Origin of the sequence: Sabulicella flocculans, from assembly GCF_045449635.1 — a bacterium.
Lineage (GTDB): Bacteria > Pseudomonadota > Alphaproteobacteria > Acetobacterales > Acetobacteraceae > Roseococcus.
Genome location: NZ_JBJJBR010000009.1, coordinates 47,130 through 60,492 on the forward strand (window position 1 = coordinate 47,130; position 13,363 = coordinate 60,492).

The 13,363-nt window shown below is 72.5% G+C and carries 15 protein-coding genes; 13 read left to right on the top strand and 2 right to left on the bottom strand.

Annotated features, from left to right (window positions below):
- Window positions 1–47: 47 nt before the first annotated feature.
- The 3 genes from ACI6QG_RS10635 to ACI6QG_RS10645 are packed head-to-tail and all read left to right on the top strand — an operon-like array spanning window position 48 to window position 1,418.
- Complete coding sequence (locus tag ACI6QG_RS10635; protein WP_407024531.1) at window positions 48–353, top strand: YdhR family protein; 306 nt, start codon at window positions 48–50, stop codon at window positions 351–353.
- Window positions 350–1,096: an SDR family NAD(P)-dependent oxidoreductase gene (locus ACI6QG_RS10640; RefSeq protein ID WP_407024532.1), complete on the top strand. Its 747-nt coding sequence runs from the start codon at window positions 350–352 to the stop codon at window positions 1,094–1,096. The genes ACI6QG_RS10635 and ACI6QG_RS10640 overlap by 4 nt, the downstream gene beginning before the upstream one ends.
- Complete coding sequence (locus ACI6QG_RS10645; protein WP_407024533.1) at window positions 1,077–1,418, top strand: hypothetical protein; 342 nt, start codon at window positions 1,077–1,079, stop codon at window positions 1,416–1,418. The genes ACI6QG_RS10640 and ACI6QG_RS10645 overlap by 20 nt, the downstream gene beginning before the upstream one ends.
- Here the strand turns inward: ACI6QG_RS10645 and ACI6QG_RS10650 are convergent.
- Entirely contained in the window at window positions 1,402–1,971 is a 570-nt protein-coding gene (locus tag ACI6QG_RS10650) for a DUF938 domain-containing protein (protein WP_407024534.1), read from the bottom strand. The genes ACI6QG_RS10645 and ACI6QG_RS10650 overlap by 17 nt on opposite strands.
- Window positions 1,972–1,981: 10 nt before the next feature.
- Window positions 1,982–2,995, bottom strand: coding sequence for an NAD(P)/FAD-dependent oxidoreductase (locus ACI6QG_RS10655; RefSeq protein WP_407024535.1), 1,014 nt, complete (start codon window positions 2,993–2,995; stop codon window positions 1,982–1,984).
- 57 nt (window positions 2,996–3,052) lie between these two features.
- Here ACI6QG_RS10655 and tsaE point away from each other — a divergent pair, with 57 nt between their 5' ends.
- From tsaE to ACI6QG_RS10705, 10 genes are all read left to right on the top strand, one after another.
- Window positions 3,053–3,487, top strand: coding sequence for a tRNA (adenosine(37)-N6)-threonylcarbamoyltransferase complex ATPase subunit type 1 TsaE (tsaE, locus tag ACI6QG_RS10660; protein WP_407024536.1), 435 nt, complete (start codon window positions 3,053–3,055; stop codon window positions 3,485–3,487).
- On the top strand, window positions 3,481–4,398 hold the full coding sequence (locus ACI6QG_RS10665; RefSeq protein WP_407024537.1) for an aminoglycoside phosphotransferase family protein: 918 nt from the start codon (window positions 3,481–3,483) through the stop codon (window positions 4,396–4,398). The genes tsaE and ACI6QG_RS10665 overlap by 7 nt, the downstream gene beginning before the upstream one ends.
- A complete protein-coding gene (locus ACI6QG_RS10670) occupies window positions 4,395–5,105 on the top strand; it encodes a nucleotidyltransferase family protein (protein WP_407024538.1) in 711 nt (236 codons plus the stop codon). Before ACI6QG_RS10665 ends, ACI6QG_RS10670 begins: the two co-directional genes overlap by 4 nt.
- Window positions 5,102–6,595, top strand: coding sequence for an apolipoprotein N-acyltransferase (lnt, locus tag ACI6QG_RS10675; protein WP_407024539.1), 1,494 nt, complete (start codon window positions 5,102–5,104; stop codon window positions 6,593–6,595). The genes ACI6QG_RS10670 and lnt overlap by 4 nt, the downstream gene beginning before the upstream one ends.
- Window positions 6,596–6,817: 222 nt before the next feature.
- Complete coding sequence (locus ACI6QG_RS10680) at window positions 6,818–7,291, top strand: helix-turn-helix domain-containing protein (RefSeq protein WP_491630729.1); 474 nt, start codon at window positions 6,818–6,820, stop codon at window positions 7,289–7,291.
- A gap of 79 nt (window positions 7,292–7,370) precedes the next feature.
- Window positions 7,371–9,428: a transketolase gene (tkt, locus tag ACI6QG_RS10685; protein ID WP_407024541.1), complete on the top strand. Its 2,058-nt coding sequence runs from the start codon at window positions 7,371–7,373 to the stop codon at window positions 9,426–9,428.
- A gap of 4 nt (window positions 9,429–9,432) precedes the next feature.
- Complete coding sequence (gene gap / locus ACI6QG_RS10690) at window positions 9,433–10,452, top strand: type I glyceraldehyde-3-phosphate dehydrogenase (protein ID WP_407024542.1); 1,020 nt, start codon at window positions 9,433–9,435, stop codon at window positions 10,450–10,452.
- A 477-nt stretch (window positions 10,453–10,929) separates the two neighbouring features.
- Window positions 10,930–12,123, top strand: coding sequence for a phosphoglycerate kinase (locus ACI6QG_RS10695; protein WP_407024543.1), 1,194 nt, complete (start codon window positions 10,930–10,932; stop codon window positions 12,121–12,123).
- 115 nt (window positions 12,124–12,238) lie between these two features.
- Window positions 12,239–12,436 carry a hypothetical protein gene (locus ACI6QG_RS10700; RefSeq protein ID WP_407024544.1) on the top strand — a complete coding sequence of 66 codons (198 nt, stop codon included), beginning with the start codon at window positions 12,239–12,241 and terminating at the stop codon, window positions 12,434–12,436.
- A 153-nt stretch (window positions 12,437–12,589) separates the two neighbouring features.
- The gene (locus ACI6QG_RS10705; RefSeq protein WP_407024545.1) at window positions 12,590–13,348 is read left to right on the top strand and encodes a TorF family putative porin; all 759 of its coding nucleotides are present in this window, start codon (window positions 12,590–12,592) and stop codon (window positions 13,346–13,348) included.
- The last annotated feature ends 15 nt before the right edge of the window (window positions 13,349–13,363 follow it).

Genomic DNA, 13,363 nt, shown 5'->3' on the forward strand with positions numbered 1-13,363 from the left:
ATGCGATCGCAAGCGGGCACCGGAGGCGTGAATCGCATGGCCCGGCGATGCCGGTGATCCTCGCGATGGATTTCGCCTCGCCGCCGCCCTTCGGCCCGGCGCGCGACGCCGCGCTGGCGCCGCTTGCGCAGTCCATCGCGCGCGACACGCCCGGGCTGCTGTGGAAGATCTGGACGGAGGACGCCCAGGCGGGCCGGGCCGGCGGCCTCTACGCCTTCGCCGACCGCGCATCCGCCGAGGCCTACCGCGCCATGCACGAGAGGCGCGTGCTGGCGCGCGGCGGCAGCGACGTGCAGGCGCGCATCTGGGAAGCGAACATGGCGCTGGGCGCCGTCACGCGCGCGCCGCTGTGACCCGCCGGATCCTCATCACCGGCGCGTCGTCGGGCATCGGCGCCGCCACCGCGCGCGCCCTGGCCGGGCCGGGGGTGGCGATGGTGCTGCACGCCCGCCGCAGCGAGGACGCGCTGCGCGCCGTGGCGCGCGAGGCGCAGGCCAAGGGCGCCGAGGCCTTCCCCGTGCTGGCCGACCTGGCGGAGCCCGAGGCCCCGGGCGGGCTGGTGGACGCCGCGGCCGAGCGGCTGGGCGGGCTGGACGTGGTGGTGAGCAACGCCGGCTTCGCCGACCGCACCCCGGCCGGCGAGCTGGCGGACGCGGCGCTGGCGCGCAGCCTGGACACCGTGCTGTGGGCCTTCCACCGGCTGGCCCGCGCCGCCGGGCCGCACCTGCGCGCCGGCACCCACCCGCGGCTGGTGGCCGTCTCCTCCTTCGTGGCGCACCTGTACCGGCACGACGCGGCCAACTTCCCGGCCACCGCGGCGGCCAAGGCGGGGGTGGAGGCGCTGCTGCGCGCCTTCGCGATGGAATGGGCGCCGCAGGTGACGGTGAACGCCGTCGCGCCGGGCTACGCCCAGAAGGACCCCGGCGCGCACGCCGCCTTCACCGAGGCGCAGCGCCAGGCGGTGGCGGCGCGGGTGCCGATGGGCCGGCTGGGGACCCCGGCGGAGATGGCGGCCGCCGTGCGCTTCCTGTGCTCGGAGGAAGCCGGCTACGTCACCGGCCAGGTGCTGCACGTGAATGGCGGCCTCGTCCTCTGAGGGGCCGCCCGTCACGCCGGACGGGCGCTACATCCTGGTGCGCGGCCGGCTGTGGCGCGCCGCCAACCCGCATCTGCCCGAGGAGGAGCGCGCCCGCCACGTCCGGGCGCTGATGGCGGCGCGGCGCGCCGTGGGCGCCGCCCGCCGGGCCGGCGACCGCGCCGCGCTGGCCGCCGCCGGGCAGGCGGTGGATGCCGCCAAGGTGGCGCTGGGCGAGCGCGGGCCGGTGTGGTGGCCGGATGGCGCGCCTGATTTCAACCGCCGCATGGCGCGCACCACGCCCTATGCGGAATGGGCGGCCTCGGTCAGCGGCGGAAGCTGAGCAGCAGGTTGTTGGCTGGCATCTCCGTGACCGCCGGCGGCCGCCAGCCGTGGTGCGCTGCCTCCGCCGCCACGTCCTCCAGCCGGCGCAGGCCCCAGCCAGGGTCGCGCCCGCGCAGCTCGGCGTCGAAGGCGAGGTTGGAGGGGGCGGTGGGCAGGCCCGCGCGCAGGAAGGGGCCGTACAGCAGCAGCAGCGCGCCCGGCGCCTTGGCCACCAGGGCTTGCGTGGCCGCCCAGGGCGCGATGTGCAGCAGGTTGATGCACAGCGTCGCCGCGGCGGCGGGCAGGGCGTCGGACAGCACGTCCAGCCGCAGCGGGGGCCGCAGGTTGGGCAGGGCGGCGTCGCGCACCCGCGCGGCCAGCGGCGCCAGCGCCGCCGGGTCGGCCTCGCTGGGCTGCCAGCACAGCGCCGGGAAGCGGCGCGCCAGCAGGGCGGCGTGCTGGCCGGTGCCGCTGGCGACCTCCAGCACGGTGCCGCCTGGGGGCAGCAGCGGCGCCAGCGCCTCGGCGATGGGGCCGCGGTTGCGCTCGGCGGCCGGGCTGTCCTCCCTCAAGGGGCGGGCCTCAGGCGACGGGCACGCCCTTGGAGGTGGAGTATTCGAAGTGCAGCGCCTCGCCGGGGAAGACCAGGGGGTGGATGGCGTGCATGGCCATCGCCGCCTCGCTGAAGCCCTGCAGGATCAGCTTCAGCTTGCCGGGATAGGTGGCGACGTCGCCGATGGCGTGCACGCCGGGGATGTCCGTCGCGCAGGTCGCGGGGTCCACGCGCACGTGCTTGTGCTCGATGCCCAGGCCCCATTCGGCGATCGGGCCGAGCTCCATGGACAGGCCGAAGAAGGCCAGCAGGTGGTCGGCCGGCACGCGGCGCTCCTCGCCCTTCAGGGTGGCCAGCGTCACCGCCTCCAGCCGCCCGGCCTCGCCCTCCAGCGCGTGCAGCTGGTAGGGGATGGCCATCTCGATCTCGCCGCGCGCCGCGGCGTCGGCCAGCTGGCGGGCGGATTCGGGGGCGGCGCGGAACTTGTCGCGCCGGTGCACCATGGTGACGCGGGCGATGTCCTTCAGGCTCAGCGCCCAGTCCACCGCGCTGTCCCCGCCGCCGGCGATGACGACGCGCCGCCCGCGGAACTCCTCGCGCTTGGTGACCATGTAGCGCACGGCGCCCGTCGCCTCGAACTCGGCCAGGCCGGGCAGGGGCGGGCGGTTGGGGCCGAAGGCGCCGGCCCCGGCGGCGACCACCACCGCCTTGCAGCGGATGGCGGTGCCCGCGCTGGTGCGCAGGGTGAAGGCGCCGGCCGCGCCCTCCAGCGCCTCGACGCGCTGGCCCAGCAGGTAGCGCGGCTCGAAGGGCAGGGCCTGCTCGGCCAGCTTCTCGATCAGCGCGGCGCCGGCGATGCGCGGGTGGGCGGGGATGTCGAAGATGGGTTTCTCGGGGTACAGGGCGGCGCATTGGCCGCCGATCTCCTCCAGCGTGTCCACCACGGCGCAGCGCATCTTCAGCATGCCCGCCTCGAACACGGCGAACAGGCCGCAGGGGCCGGCGCCGATGATGCAGATGTCCGTCTCGACCGTCTCGCTCATGTGCCGCCGGATGGCACGGCTTTGCCCACCGCGTCCAGGGCGTGCGACAAGCCCGGAATGGAGATGACCCTGGAGGACGAGGGCGCGACGGCGGCGCTGGGGGCCCGGCTGGCCCGCGCGCTGCGGCCGGGCGATGCCGTGCTGCTGGACGGGCCGCTGGGCGCCGGCAAGTCGGCGCTGGCGCGGGCCGTGCTGCGCGCCCTGGCCGGCGACCCGGCGCTGGAGGTGCCCAGCCCCACCTTCACCCTGGTGCAGAGCTATGACATGCCCGGCGGCATGGTGGCGCATCACTTCGACCTGTATCGCCTGGACGGCCCCGCCGCCCTGCATGAGCTGGGCTGGGAGGACGCGCTTGCCGGCGTCGCGCTGGTGGAATGGCCCGGGCGGCTGGGCCCGCTGGCCCCGCCCGGCGCGCTGCGCGTGCGGCTGGACCATGCCGGCGGCGACAGGCGACGCGCCACCCTGTCGGGCTGGGAGGGGCGCGCATGGTGAGCGCCCTGCTGGAGCGCACCGGCTTCGCCGCCGCCGTGCGGGAGGAGCTGCCCGGCGACGCCTCTAAGCGCTACGCCCGGCTGCATGGCGGCCCTTCGCCGGCCCTGCTGATGCAGACCCCCACCGCCGCCTACATGGACGCCTTCTGCCGGGTGGCCGGGCACCTGCGCGCGCACGCCATCCCGGCCCCCGCCGTGCTGGGGCGCGAGGGCGCGGCGGCGGTCGTGGAGGAGATCGGCCAGGGCACGATGGCCGCGGCGCTGGATGCCGGGGCCGACCCCCTGCCGCTGTACGGGGAAGCGGCCCGCCTGCTGGCGCGGCTGCACGCCGCCCCGCCCCCCGCCGGCCTGCCGGCCTGGGACACGGCGGCGATGGAGCAGGCGGCCGCCGCCACCTTCCTGGACTGGTGGTGGCCCGCCATCTACGGCGCCCCGCCGGCCGACCACGTGCGCGCCAGCTTCCGCGCCGCCGTGATGGAGACGCTGGCGCCCTTCGCGGCGCAGGGCTTCGTCCACCGCGACTTCTTTCCCGCCAACCTGCTGCGGGTGGGGGAGGGGCTGGCGGTGATCGACTTCCAGGACGCCGCCCTGGGCAACGGGCTGTACGACCTCGTCTCCCTGGTGGAGGACGCCCGACGCGACGTCCCGCCCGCGGTGCGCGAGGCCGCCGTGCGGGCCTATGGCGGCGGGGCGGACCCGGCGGCCATGGCGGCGCTGGCGGCGCAGCGCCACCTGCGGGTGGCCGGGCTGTGGGTGCGGCTGGCGCGGCGGGACGGCAAGGGGCACTACCTGGCCCACGGGCCGCGCGTCTGGGCCCACCTGTCCCGCGCGCTGGAGCACCCGGCCTGCGCGCCGCTGGCGGCCTTCATGGTGCGCCAGGTGCCCCCCGCGCTGCGCGGCAACCCGGCATGAGGCGCGCCATGGTGCTGGCCGCCGGGCTGGGCACGCGGATGCGGCCGCTGACCGCCGCCACCGCCAAGCCGCTGCTGCCGCTGATGGGCCGCAGCCTGCTGGACCACGCGCTGGACCGGCTGGCGGAGGCCGGGGTGGAGGACGCGGTGGTGAACACCCACTGGAAGCCGGAAAAGGTGGCGGCGGCGCTGGCCGCCCGCGCCGCCGCGCCGCGCACCCGGCTGCAGCTGGAGCCCGACCTGCTGGAAACCGGCGGCGGCCTTCTGCGCGCCCTGCCGCTGCTGGGCCCCGGCCCCTTCGCCGTGGTGAACGGCGACGCCTTCTGGCTGGACGGCCCGGAACCGGCGCTGCACGCGCTGTTCCGCCGCTTCGACCCGGCGCGGATGGACGCGCTGCTGCTGCTGGTGCCCACCGCGCGGGTGCGCGGCGAGGCCGGCCGCGGCGACTTCTTCCTGGACGGCCAGGGCCGCCTGCGCCGCCCGAAGCCGGGCGAGCTGGCACCCTTCCTGTTCGCCGGGGTGCAGGTGATGGCGCCGTCCCTGCTGGACGGCGAATCGCCCGGGCGCTTCAGCCTGAACCGCCCGTTCGACCGGGCGCTGGCGGCCGGGCGTCTGCATGGCTGCGTGCATGACGGCGAATGGTTCCATCTCTCCACCCCGCCCGACCTGGCGCGCACGGAGCGCTGGCTGCAGGAGAACTTGGCATGATGGCCCGGCGCCCCTGGGCCTGGGCGCTGGGCCTGGGCGCCGCCTCGGCCCTGGCGCTGCCGCCGGTGCACGCCCTGCCGGTGCTGCTGCTGACCTTTCCGGCCTTTCTCTCCCTGCTGGGGCGGGCGGCGACGTGGCGGCGGGCGGCGTGGCTGGGCTTCCTGTTCGGTTGGGGGCACCACGTGGCGGGCACCTACTGGGTGACCCATTCGCTGTTCACCGACATCGGGCGCTGGTGGTGGCTGGTGCCGGTGGCCGCGCCGGGCATCGCCCTGCCGCTGGCGGCGTTCAGCGTGCTTCCTGCCCTGGTGGCTTGGCGCGCCCGGCCGGGTTGGCGGCGCTGGCTGGGCTTCGCCGCGGCCTGGACGGTGGCCGAATGGCTGCGCGCCCAGGGGCCGCTGGGGGGCTTTCCCTGGAACCTGCTGGGCAGCGCCTGGGCCTTCCACGCGCTGCCGCTGCAACCGCTGGCGGTGGTCGGCGCCTATGGCCTGTCCTTTGCGACAGCGCTGCTGGCCGCCCTGCCGCACTGGCGCAGCCGCCGCGCCTGGGCCGGCGGGGCCGCGGCGCTGGCCCTGTGCTGGGGCTTCGGCGCCTGGCGCCTGTCCCAGCCGGAGCCGCCGGCGCCCGGGGTGCGGCTGGTGCTGGTGCAGGGCAACGTGCCGCAGGACACCAAGTGGAGCGAGGCGCAGCGCCTGCCCATCTTCCGCCGCTACCTGGAGTTGACGCGGGAGGCGACGGAACGGGCCGCGACGCGCGGGGAGCCCGTGGTGGCCATCTGGCCGGAAACCGCCAGCCCCTTCCTGCTGGCGCAGGATCCCGAGGCCATCGCCGCCGCCGCCGAGTCGCTGGCGCCGGGCGCCACGCTGCTGGCCGGCACGGTGCGCGCCGAGTGGGACGCGCGCGGCCGGCTCTCCGCGCTGTGGAACAGCCTGGTGGCGCTGTCGGATGGCGGGCAGGTGGGGGCGGTGTTCGACAAGTTCCACCTGGTGCCCTTCGGCGAGTACATGCCGCTGGGCGGGCTGCTGCCCATCCGGGTGGTGACGGGCGGGGTGGACTTCTCCGCCGGGCCCGGGCCACGCACCCTGGCGCTGCCCGGGCTGCCGCCGGTGTCGCCGCTGATCTGTTACGAGGTGATCTTTCCCGGCCGCGTCTGGGCGGGCGAGCGGCCGGCCTGGCTGCTGAACGTGACCAATGACGCATGGTTCGGGGTGTCGGCCGGGCCCTTCCAGCATTTCGCCGCGGCGCGGATGCGCGCGGTGGAGGAAGGGATTCCCCTGGCCCGCGCGGCGCAGACCGGGATAAGTGCGGTTGTGGACGCCCACGGGCGCGTCATCGCCCGCCTGGGCCTGAATGCGACCGGCACGCTGGAGGTGCCGCTGCCCGGCGCGCTGCCGATGCCACCCGCGGGTGCCCTGGCACGTTGGACGGTGGTGCTGGTCGCGTTGCTCGCGCTCTGGATGGTCCTGCGACACAATGATGCAACCGGATGAACACGGCGCCGTTTACTGCTCGGCAATTCGCGGGCCGGGCGATATCCATTTTTTGCGACAACTCAAAGTTATTGACTAATCCTAAATGCCCCGTGTAGGAGGGTCAGGGCGGCGCGAGGTCGCGCCGTCGTCGTAAGGCACGCGCCAGAAAGGCCGAAGGGGCTGGGCTCCAGCCCTGGTTGAACGCCAGCGAAGGTGAGAGGACCAACGATGAGGCAGGTGATGGCGGAGGAAGGCCTTGAGCGCGGCACGGAGCGGGAGCACCGTCCCAGCCCGATCGACGTGCATGTGGGCTCGCGCGTGCGGCTGCGGCGCACCCTGCTCGGCATGAGCCAGGAGCGCCTGGGCGAGGCGCTGGGCCTCACCTTCCAGCAGGTGCAGAAGTACGAGCGCGGGGTGAACCGCATCGGCGCCTCGCGCCTGTATGACCTGTCGCGCGTGCTGGACGTGCCCATCTCCTTCTTCTTCGACGACATGCCGATGGGCGGCGGCTCGGTGTCCTTCGCGCAGCGCAACCATGGCGTGAGCGAGCCGGGGCAGGAGCCCTTCGGCGGCCCGGCCTCCCACGGCCTGCCGCCCGACCTGATGCAGCAGCGCGAGACGCTGGAGCTGGTGCGCGCCTACAACCGCATCCAGGACCCCGCCATCCGCAAGCGCGTGTTCGACCTCATCAAGGCCATGACGCCGCCGGAGTGACCGGCGGCCGGGCCACCCGGCTTGTCCCGCCGGGAGGCCCGGCCTAGAACCCGGCCCATCGCCGGAGCCCGGAACACCCTTGGCCACCACCGAACCCGACACCCTTCCCCGGGCGGAGCCGACGCCCGCCCAGGCCGCCCAGGCCGCCATCCTCGCCCGCCCCGCCACGGAGGAGCGCCGCATGGCCGACGCCATCCGCGCGCTGGCGATGGATGCGGTGGAGGCGGCGAAGTCCGGCCACCCCGGCATGCCCATGGGCATGGCCGACGTGGCGACGGTGCTGTGGACCAAGTTCCTGAAATACGACGCCGCCGACCCGCGCTGGCCGGACCGCGACCGCTTCGTGCTGTCCGCCGGCCACGGCTCCATGCTGCTGTATTCGCTGCTGCACCTGTCCGGCCATGCCGGCATGGGGATGGAGGAGCTGCGCCGCTTCCGCCAGCTGCATTCCCCCGCCGCCGGCCACCCGGAATTCGGCGAGCACCCGGCCATCGAGACCACCACCGGCCCGCTGGGGCAGGGCATCTCCACCGCCGTCGGCATGGCGCTGGCCGAGCGCATGCTGGCCGCGCGCTTCGGCAAGTCGCTGGTGGACCACCGCACCTGGGTCATCGCCTCGGATGGCGACCTGCAGGAAGGCATCTCTCACGAGGCGGCGGCGCTGGCCGGGCACCTGAAGCTGGAGAAGCTGACGGTGCTGTGGGACGACAATCACATCTCCATCGACGGCGACACCGCGCTGAGCTTCAGCGAGGACGTGCTGAAGCGCTTCCAGGCCTATGGCTGGGCGGTGCGCCGGGTGGACGGGCATGACCAGCAGGAGCTGGCCGGGGCGATGTCCCAAGCCATGCGCTCCAAGAAGCCGACGCTGATTGCCTGCCGCACCATCATCGGCTTCGCCGCGCCGAAGAAGGCGGGCACCGCCAGCAGCCACGGCGCGCCGCTGGGCGCGGACGAGATCGCCGCCGCCAAGTCCGCCCTGGGCTGGAACGCCGAGCCCTTCACCGTGCCCGACGGCCTCAAGGCGCGCTGGGAGGAGGCCGGGCGCCGTTCCGCCGGCACCCGCCGCTCCTGGCTCAAGCGCCTGGCCAAGCATCCGGGCCGCGCCGATTTCGAGCGCGCCATGGCCGGCAAGCTGCCCGAGGGCTGGAGCGACGCGCTGAACGCCCTGCGCCAGCAGCACGCCGAGGGGCGCCCGAAGATCGCCAGCCGCATCGCCGGGCAGAAGGCGCTGGAGGCCCTGGTGCCGGCGGTGCCGGAGATGGTGGGCGGCAGCGCCGACCTCACCGGCTCCAACAACACCAACGTGAAGGGCATCCCGGCGGTCAAGCCGGGCGACTATGCCGGGCGCTTCGTCCATTGGGGCGTGCGCGAGCACGGCATGGCGGCGGCGATGAACGGCATGGCGCTGCATGGCGGCGTCATCCCCTATTCCGGCACCTTCCTGGTCTTCGCCGACTACCTGCGCCCGGCGCTGCGCCTCGCCGCGCTGATGCACCAGCGCGTCATCCACGTGCTGACGCATGACAGCATCGGCCTGGGCGAGGATGGGCCGACCCACCAGCCGGTGGAGACCATCGCCTCCCTGCGCGCCATCCCCAACCTCTACGTGTTCCGCCCGGCGGATGCGATGGAGACGGCCGAGGCGTGGGAGATGGCGCTGCGGCTGGACACCGCGCCCTCCGTGCTCGCGCTGTCGCGGCAGAACCTGCCGGCGCTGCGCGGCGAGGCAGGCGAGAACAAGGTGGCCCGCGGCGCCTATGTGCTGGAGGAGGCCGAGGGCGGCGAGCGGCAGGTGACGCTCCTGGCCACCGGATCGGAGGTGCAGGTCGCCGTCGCCGCGCGCGCCGCGCTGGCGGAGCAGGGCATCCGCGCCGCCGTCGTCTCCATGCCCTGCTGGGAGCTCTTCGCGCGGCAGGATGCGGAATACCGCGCCGCCGTGCTGGGCACCGCGCCGCGCGTGGGCGTGGAGGCGGCGCTGCGCTTCGGCTGGGACCAGTGGCTGGGCGAGCGCGCGGCCTTCGTGGGCATGGCGGGCTTCGGCGCCTCGGCGCCGGCGGACCAGCTGTTCGAGCATTTCGGCATCACGCCGGCCGCGGTGGTCGCGGCGGCGCGCAATCTCGTATCGGGGGAGTGAGCAAGTGACGGTGAAGGTTGCCATCAACGGCTTCGGGCGCATCGGGCGCCTGGTGCTGCGCGCCATGGTCGAGAGCGGGCGCACCGACGTGGAATGCGTCGCCATCAACGACCTCGGCTCGGTCGAGGCCAATGCCCACCTGTTCAAGTATGACAGCGTGCATGGCCGCTTCGACGGCGAGGTGAGCGTCGAGGGCGACAGCATCACCATCGTCCGCAACGGCCGCAAGTACGGGCCGATCAAGGTCTCGGCCTCGCGCGACCCTTCCGCCGTGCCCTTCGGCGGCGTGGACGTGGCGCTGGAGTGCACCGGCATCTTCACCACCAAGGCCAAGGCGGCGCCGCTGATGGCGGCGGGCGCGCGCAAGGTGCTGATCTCGGCGCCGGCCGACGAGGTGGATGCGACGGTGGTCTACGGCGTGAACCACCAGGTCCTCACCAAGGACATGACGGTGGTGTCCAACGCCTCCTGCACCACCAACTGCCTGGCGCCGATGGTGCACGTGCTGCACGGCAAGTGGGGCGTGCTGCGCGGCTACATGGTCACCATCCACGCCTACACGGGCGACCAGAACACAGTGGACACGCTGCACAAGGACCTGCGGCGCGCGCGTGCGGCCGCCGTGTCCATGATCCCGACCTCCACGGGCGCGGCCAAGGCCGTGGGCCTGGTGCTGCCGGAACTGGCGGGCAAGCTGGACGGCACCGCCATCCGCGTGCCGACGCCCAATGTCTCGCTGGTCAGCCTGGACGTGAACCTCGCCACCGATGGCGTGACCAAGGACCAGGTGAACGCGGCGATGCTGGAAGCCTCGCAGGGCGCGCTGAAGGGCATCCTGGGCTACGAGACGGCGCCGCTGGTGTCGGTGGACTTCAACACCAACCCGCATTCCTGCACCTTCGACGCCACCCAGACCCAGAGCCTGGATGGCGGCAAGCTGGTGCGCGTGATGGGCTGGTACGACAATGAGTGGGGCTTCTCGAACCGGATGTCGGACACCGCTGCCCTGTTCGGGAAGCTCTAGTTCACGGCCTAAAGAAGCAGTTCTCAAAAGCAGTCCGAGCCAAAGAAAATATGTAATCTGGCTGAGAGGCCTGTTCATACAGTTCGATGCCGCGATCTCGACCCTGAATAATAAGTTGGTTGAGTTCGCGGCCGATATATCGAGATTCTGCACTAACGCAGTCGCAGTATGATACTGGATCTTTTCCGCGCCTCCGTATTGCTGCGAGCGCTTCCGGTACTCGCATTCGTTGTTCGCATAAGCGTTCTGCTCCGTGTGCTAAGCGATTTCCAAGGTCATCTGGCGTGACCTCACGAGCAGATGATTCTGTAGACGTGGCAACAGTAGAGTTGTTTTGAGAAAGCACATTTTGGTGTGACTCGTTTATGCCTTTCCCCATATTCATTAAGATTATTACGCCTCCGACGACGAAAAAGAATAGCAGTAATAATTTCCATCTCATGTGTTGAACTCCAAGAACTAGGGAGCTTACTATCAATGCCCGCCTTCCGCACCCTCGATGACCTGGACGCGCGCGGCAAGCGCGTGCTGCTGCGCGCCGACCTGAACCTGCCGGTGAAGGACGGGCGCATCACCGACATGACGCGCATCACCCGCCTGGTGCCCACGGTGAAGGAGCTGCTGGAGAAGGGCGCGCGCGTCATCATCTGCTCGCATTTCGACCGGCCCAAGGGCCAACGCGTGCCGGAGATGTCGCTGAAGCCCATGCAGGCCGCGCTGGGCGAGGCGCTGGGCCAGCCCGTCGCCTTCGCCGATGACTGCGTGGGCCCCGAGGCCGAGGCCGCCGCCGCCGCGTTGAAGGATGGCGAGGCGCTGCTGCTGGAGAACACCCGCTTCCACAAGGGCGAGGAGAAGAACGACCCCGCCCTGGCGCAGGGCCTGGCCAAGCTGGCCGATGCCTTCGTCAGCGACGCCTTCTCCGCCGCCCACCGCGCCCATGCTTCCACCGAGGGCGTGGCGCGCCTGATTCCCGCCTATGCCGGCCGGCTGATGCAGCAGGAGCTTGAGGCGCTGGACAAGGCGCTGGGCACCCCGCAGCGCCCGGTGGTGGCGATCGTCGGCGGCGCCAAGGTTTCCACCAAGCTGGACCTGCTGGGCAACTTGTCCGGCAAGGTGGACGTGCTGGTGATCGGCGGCGCCATGGCCAATACCTTCCTGGCCGCCCAGGGCCACGCGGTGGGCAAGTCGCTGCAGGAAGCCGAGATGCACGACACCGCCCGGCAGATCATGGCCGAGGCCCAGGGCAAGGGCTGCACCATCATGCTCCCGCTCGACCTCGTCGCCGCCGATGGCTTCGCTGCCCACAGCCCGCACGAGGTGGTGGGGCTGGACGCGGTGCCGGCGGGGCGCATGGCGCTGGATGTCGGCCCGGCGACGGTGGCCGCCGTGGTGGAGGCGCTGCGCACCGCGAAGACGCTGGTGTGGAATGGCCCCTTCGGCGCCTTCGAGATCGCGCCCTTCGACGCCGCGACGGTGGCGGTGGCGCAGGAGGTGGCACGGCTGACCGAGGCCGGCAGCCTGACCAGCGTGGGCGGCGGCGGCGACACCGTCAGCGCCCTGCGCCATGCCGGCGTGGCGGAGCGGATGAGCTACGTCTCCACCGCCGGCGGCGCCTTCCTGGAATGGCTGGAGGGCAAGGCCTTGCCGGGAGTCGAGGCGCTTCGCGTCTGATTAATTTTTCATTGACATATTAACGAGACATGCCCCAGCCTGGGGCATGTCCGCCAATCGCCTGATCGCCGCCGGATTCAGCAAGCCTTCATCCCTTCGCTGGAGAGTGGCGCGCATGATCAGCAGCAACAGCCTCGCGGCCTTCACGCAAGAGATCTCCCGTGCTCGCCCCGCGCAAGGGGCGGCCCCGGCGCAGCGAGCCGACGCCCCGTTCCAGGCGACGGAGGTGGCGGCCCAGCGCAAGCTGGAAGCCGTGCCGCCCGCCCCGGCCACTCCGGTGCCGCGCGGTTCGCTGCTCGACCTGCGTGTCTAGGGTGTGCCTAGCGCCTGGGCAGATGTGGCAAGAAAGCCACGGTTGCGCGTGATCATGATTTGTCTGTGGGCATGGCCCTGGGCAAGCGGCAAGCTTCGTGGCTCTCTTGTTGCAACGCACCCAGCGTTGGCATCAGCGGAAAGTGACCGGCCCATGCGCAAGTTCCTCCTCGCCTCCACCGCCCTCGGCGCCTTCGCGCTGGCGCAGCCGGCGCAGGCCCAGGTCGCCCTGGGTGACACGGGGCTGACCGCCACCGTCACCGGCACCGCCGCCAGCGACTACCTGTTCCGCGGCATCAGCCAGACGCGTTCGCGCTTCGCCACCCAGCTGAACGCCGAGGTCGCGCATTCCTCCGGCTTCTACATCGGCGGCTTCCTGTCCAATGTCCGCTTCCTCGGCACCGACGCCCGGCAGGAGGTGGACCTGTTCGGCGGCTACCGCTTTACCGCGCTGGACTTCAACTTCGACGTCGGCGGCATCTGGTACACCTACCCGGGCTACGACCGGGCGCCGGGCCAGTTCGGGCTGAACTACGCCGAGGCGCAGCTGAAGGTCTCGCGCGAGGTCGGGCCGGTGAACCTGCTGGGCCAGTTCAACTACTCGCCCAACTTCTTCGGCTCCTCCGGCGACGGCTACTACCTGGAAGGCGGCGCGGACTGGAAGACGGGCATCTGGGACCTGACGCTGGGCGGGCGCATCGGCCACCAGTGGATCCAGCGCAACGTGCGCTTCGGCACGCCGGACTATGCGTGGTGGTCGGTCGCCATCTCGCGTGAGTTCGCCATCGAGGGGATCGGCACCATCTCCGCCTCCGTCGGCTACTATGACACCTCCATCAGCCGCGGCGACTGCGCGGGCCGGCAGGACGTGTGCAACGCCCGCGCGCTGGGCTCCATCTCCTTCAAGTTCTGACCCCGCAGCCCCCGG

Bases quoted from the DNA above. Each gene is read 5' to 3' on its own strand.
- ACI6QG_RS10635 (WP_407024531.1), top strand. From the start codon at position 48: ATGCCGGTGATCCTCGCGATGGATTTCGCCTCGCCGCCGCCCTTCGGC.
- ACI6QG_RS10645 (WP_407024533.1), top strand. From the start codon at position 1,077: ATGGCGGCCTCGTCCTCTGAGGGGCCGCCCGTCACGCCGGACGGGCGC.
- ACI6QG_RS10655 (WP_407024535.1), bottom strand. From the start codon at position 2,995: ATGAGCGAGACGGTCGAGACGGACATCTGCATCATCGGCGCCGGCCCC.
- tsaE (WP_407024536.1), top strand. From the start codon at position 3,053: ATGGAGATGACCCTGGAGGACGAGGGCGCGACGGCGGCGCTGGGGGCC.
- ACI6QG_RS10665 (WP_407024537.1), top strand. From the start codon at position 3,481: ATGGTGAGCGCCCTGCTGGAGCGCACCGGCTTCGCCGCCGCCGTGCGG.
- ACI6QG_RS10670 (WP_407024538.1), top strand. From the start codon at position 4,395: ATGAGGCGCGCCATGGTGCTGGCCGCCGGGCTGGGCACGCGGATGCGG.
- lnt (WP_407024539.1), top strand. From the start codon at position 5,102: ATGATGGCCCGGCGCCCCTGGGCCTGGGCGCTGGGCCTGGGCGCCGCC.
- ACI6QG_RS10680 (WP_491630729.1), top strand. From the start codon at position 6,818: ATGGCGGAGGAAGGCCTTGAGCGCGGCACGGAGCGGGAGCACCGTCCC.
- ACI6QG_RS10695 (WP_407024543.1), top strand. From the start codon at position 10,930: ATGCCCGCCTTCCGCACCCTCGATGACCTGGACGCGCGCGGCAAGCGC.
- ACI6QG_RS10700 (WP_407024544.1), top strand. From the start codon at position 12,239: ATGATCAGCAGCAACAGCCTCGCGGCCTTCACGCAAGAGATCTCCCGT.
- ACI6QG_RS10705 (WP_407024545.1), top strand. From the start codon at position 12,590: ATGCGCAAGTTCCTCCTCGCCTCCACCGCCCTCGGCGCCTTCGCGCTG.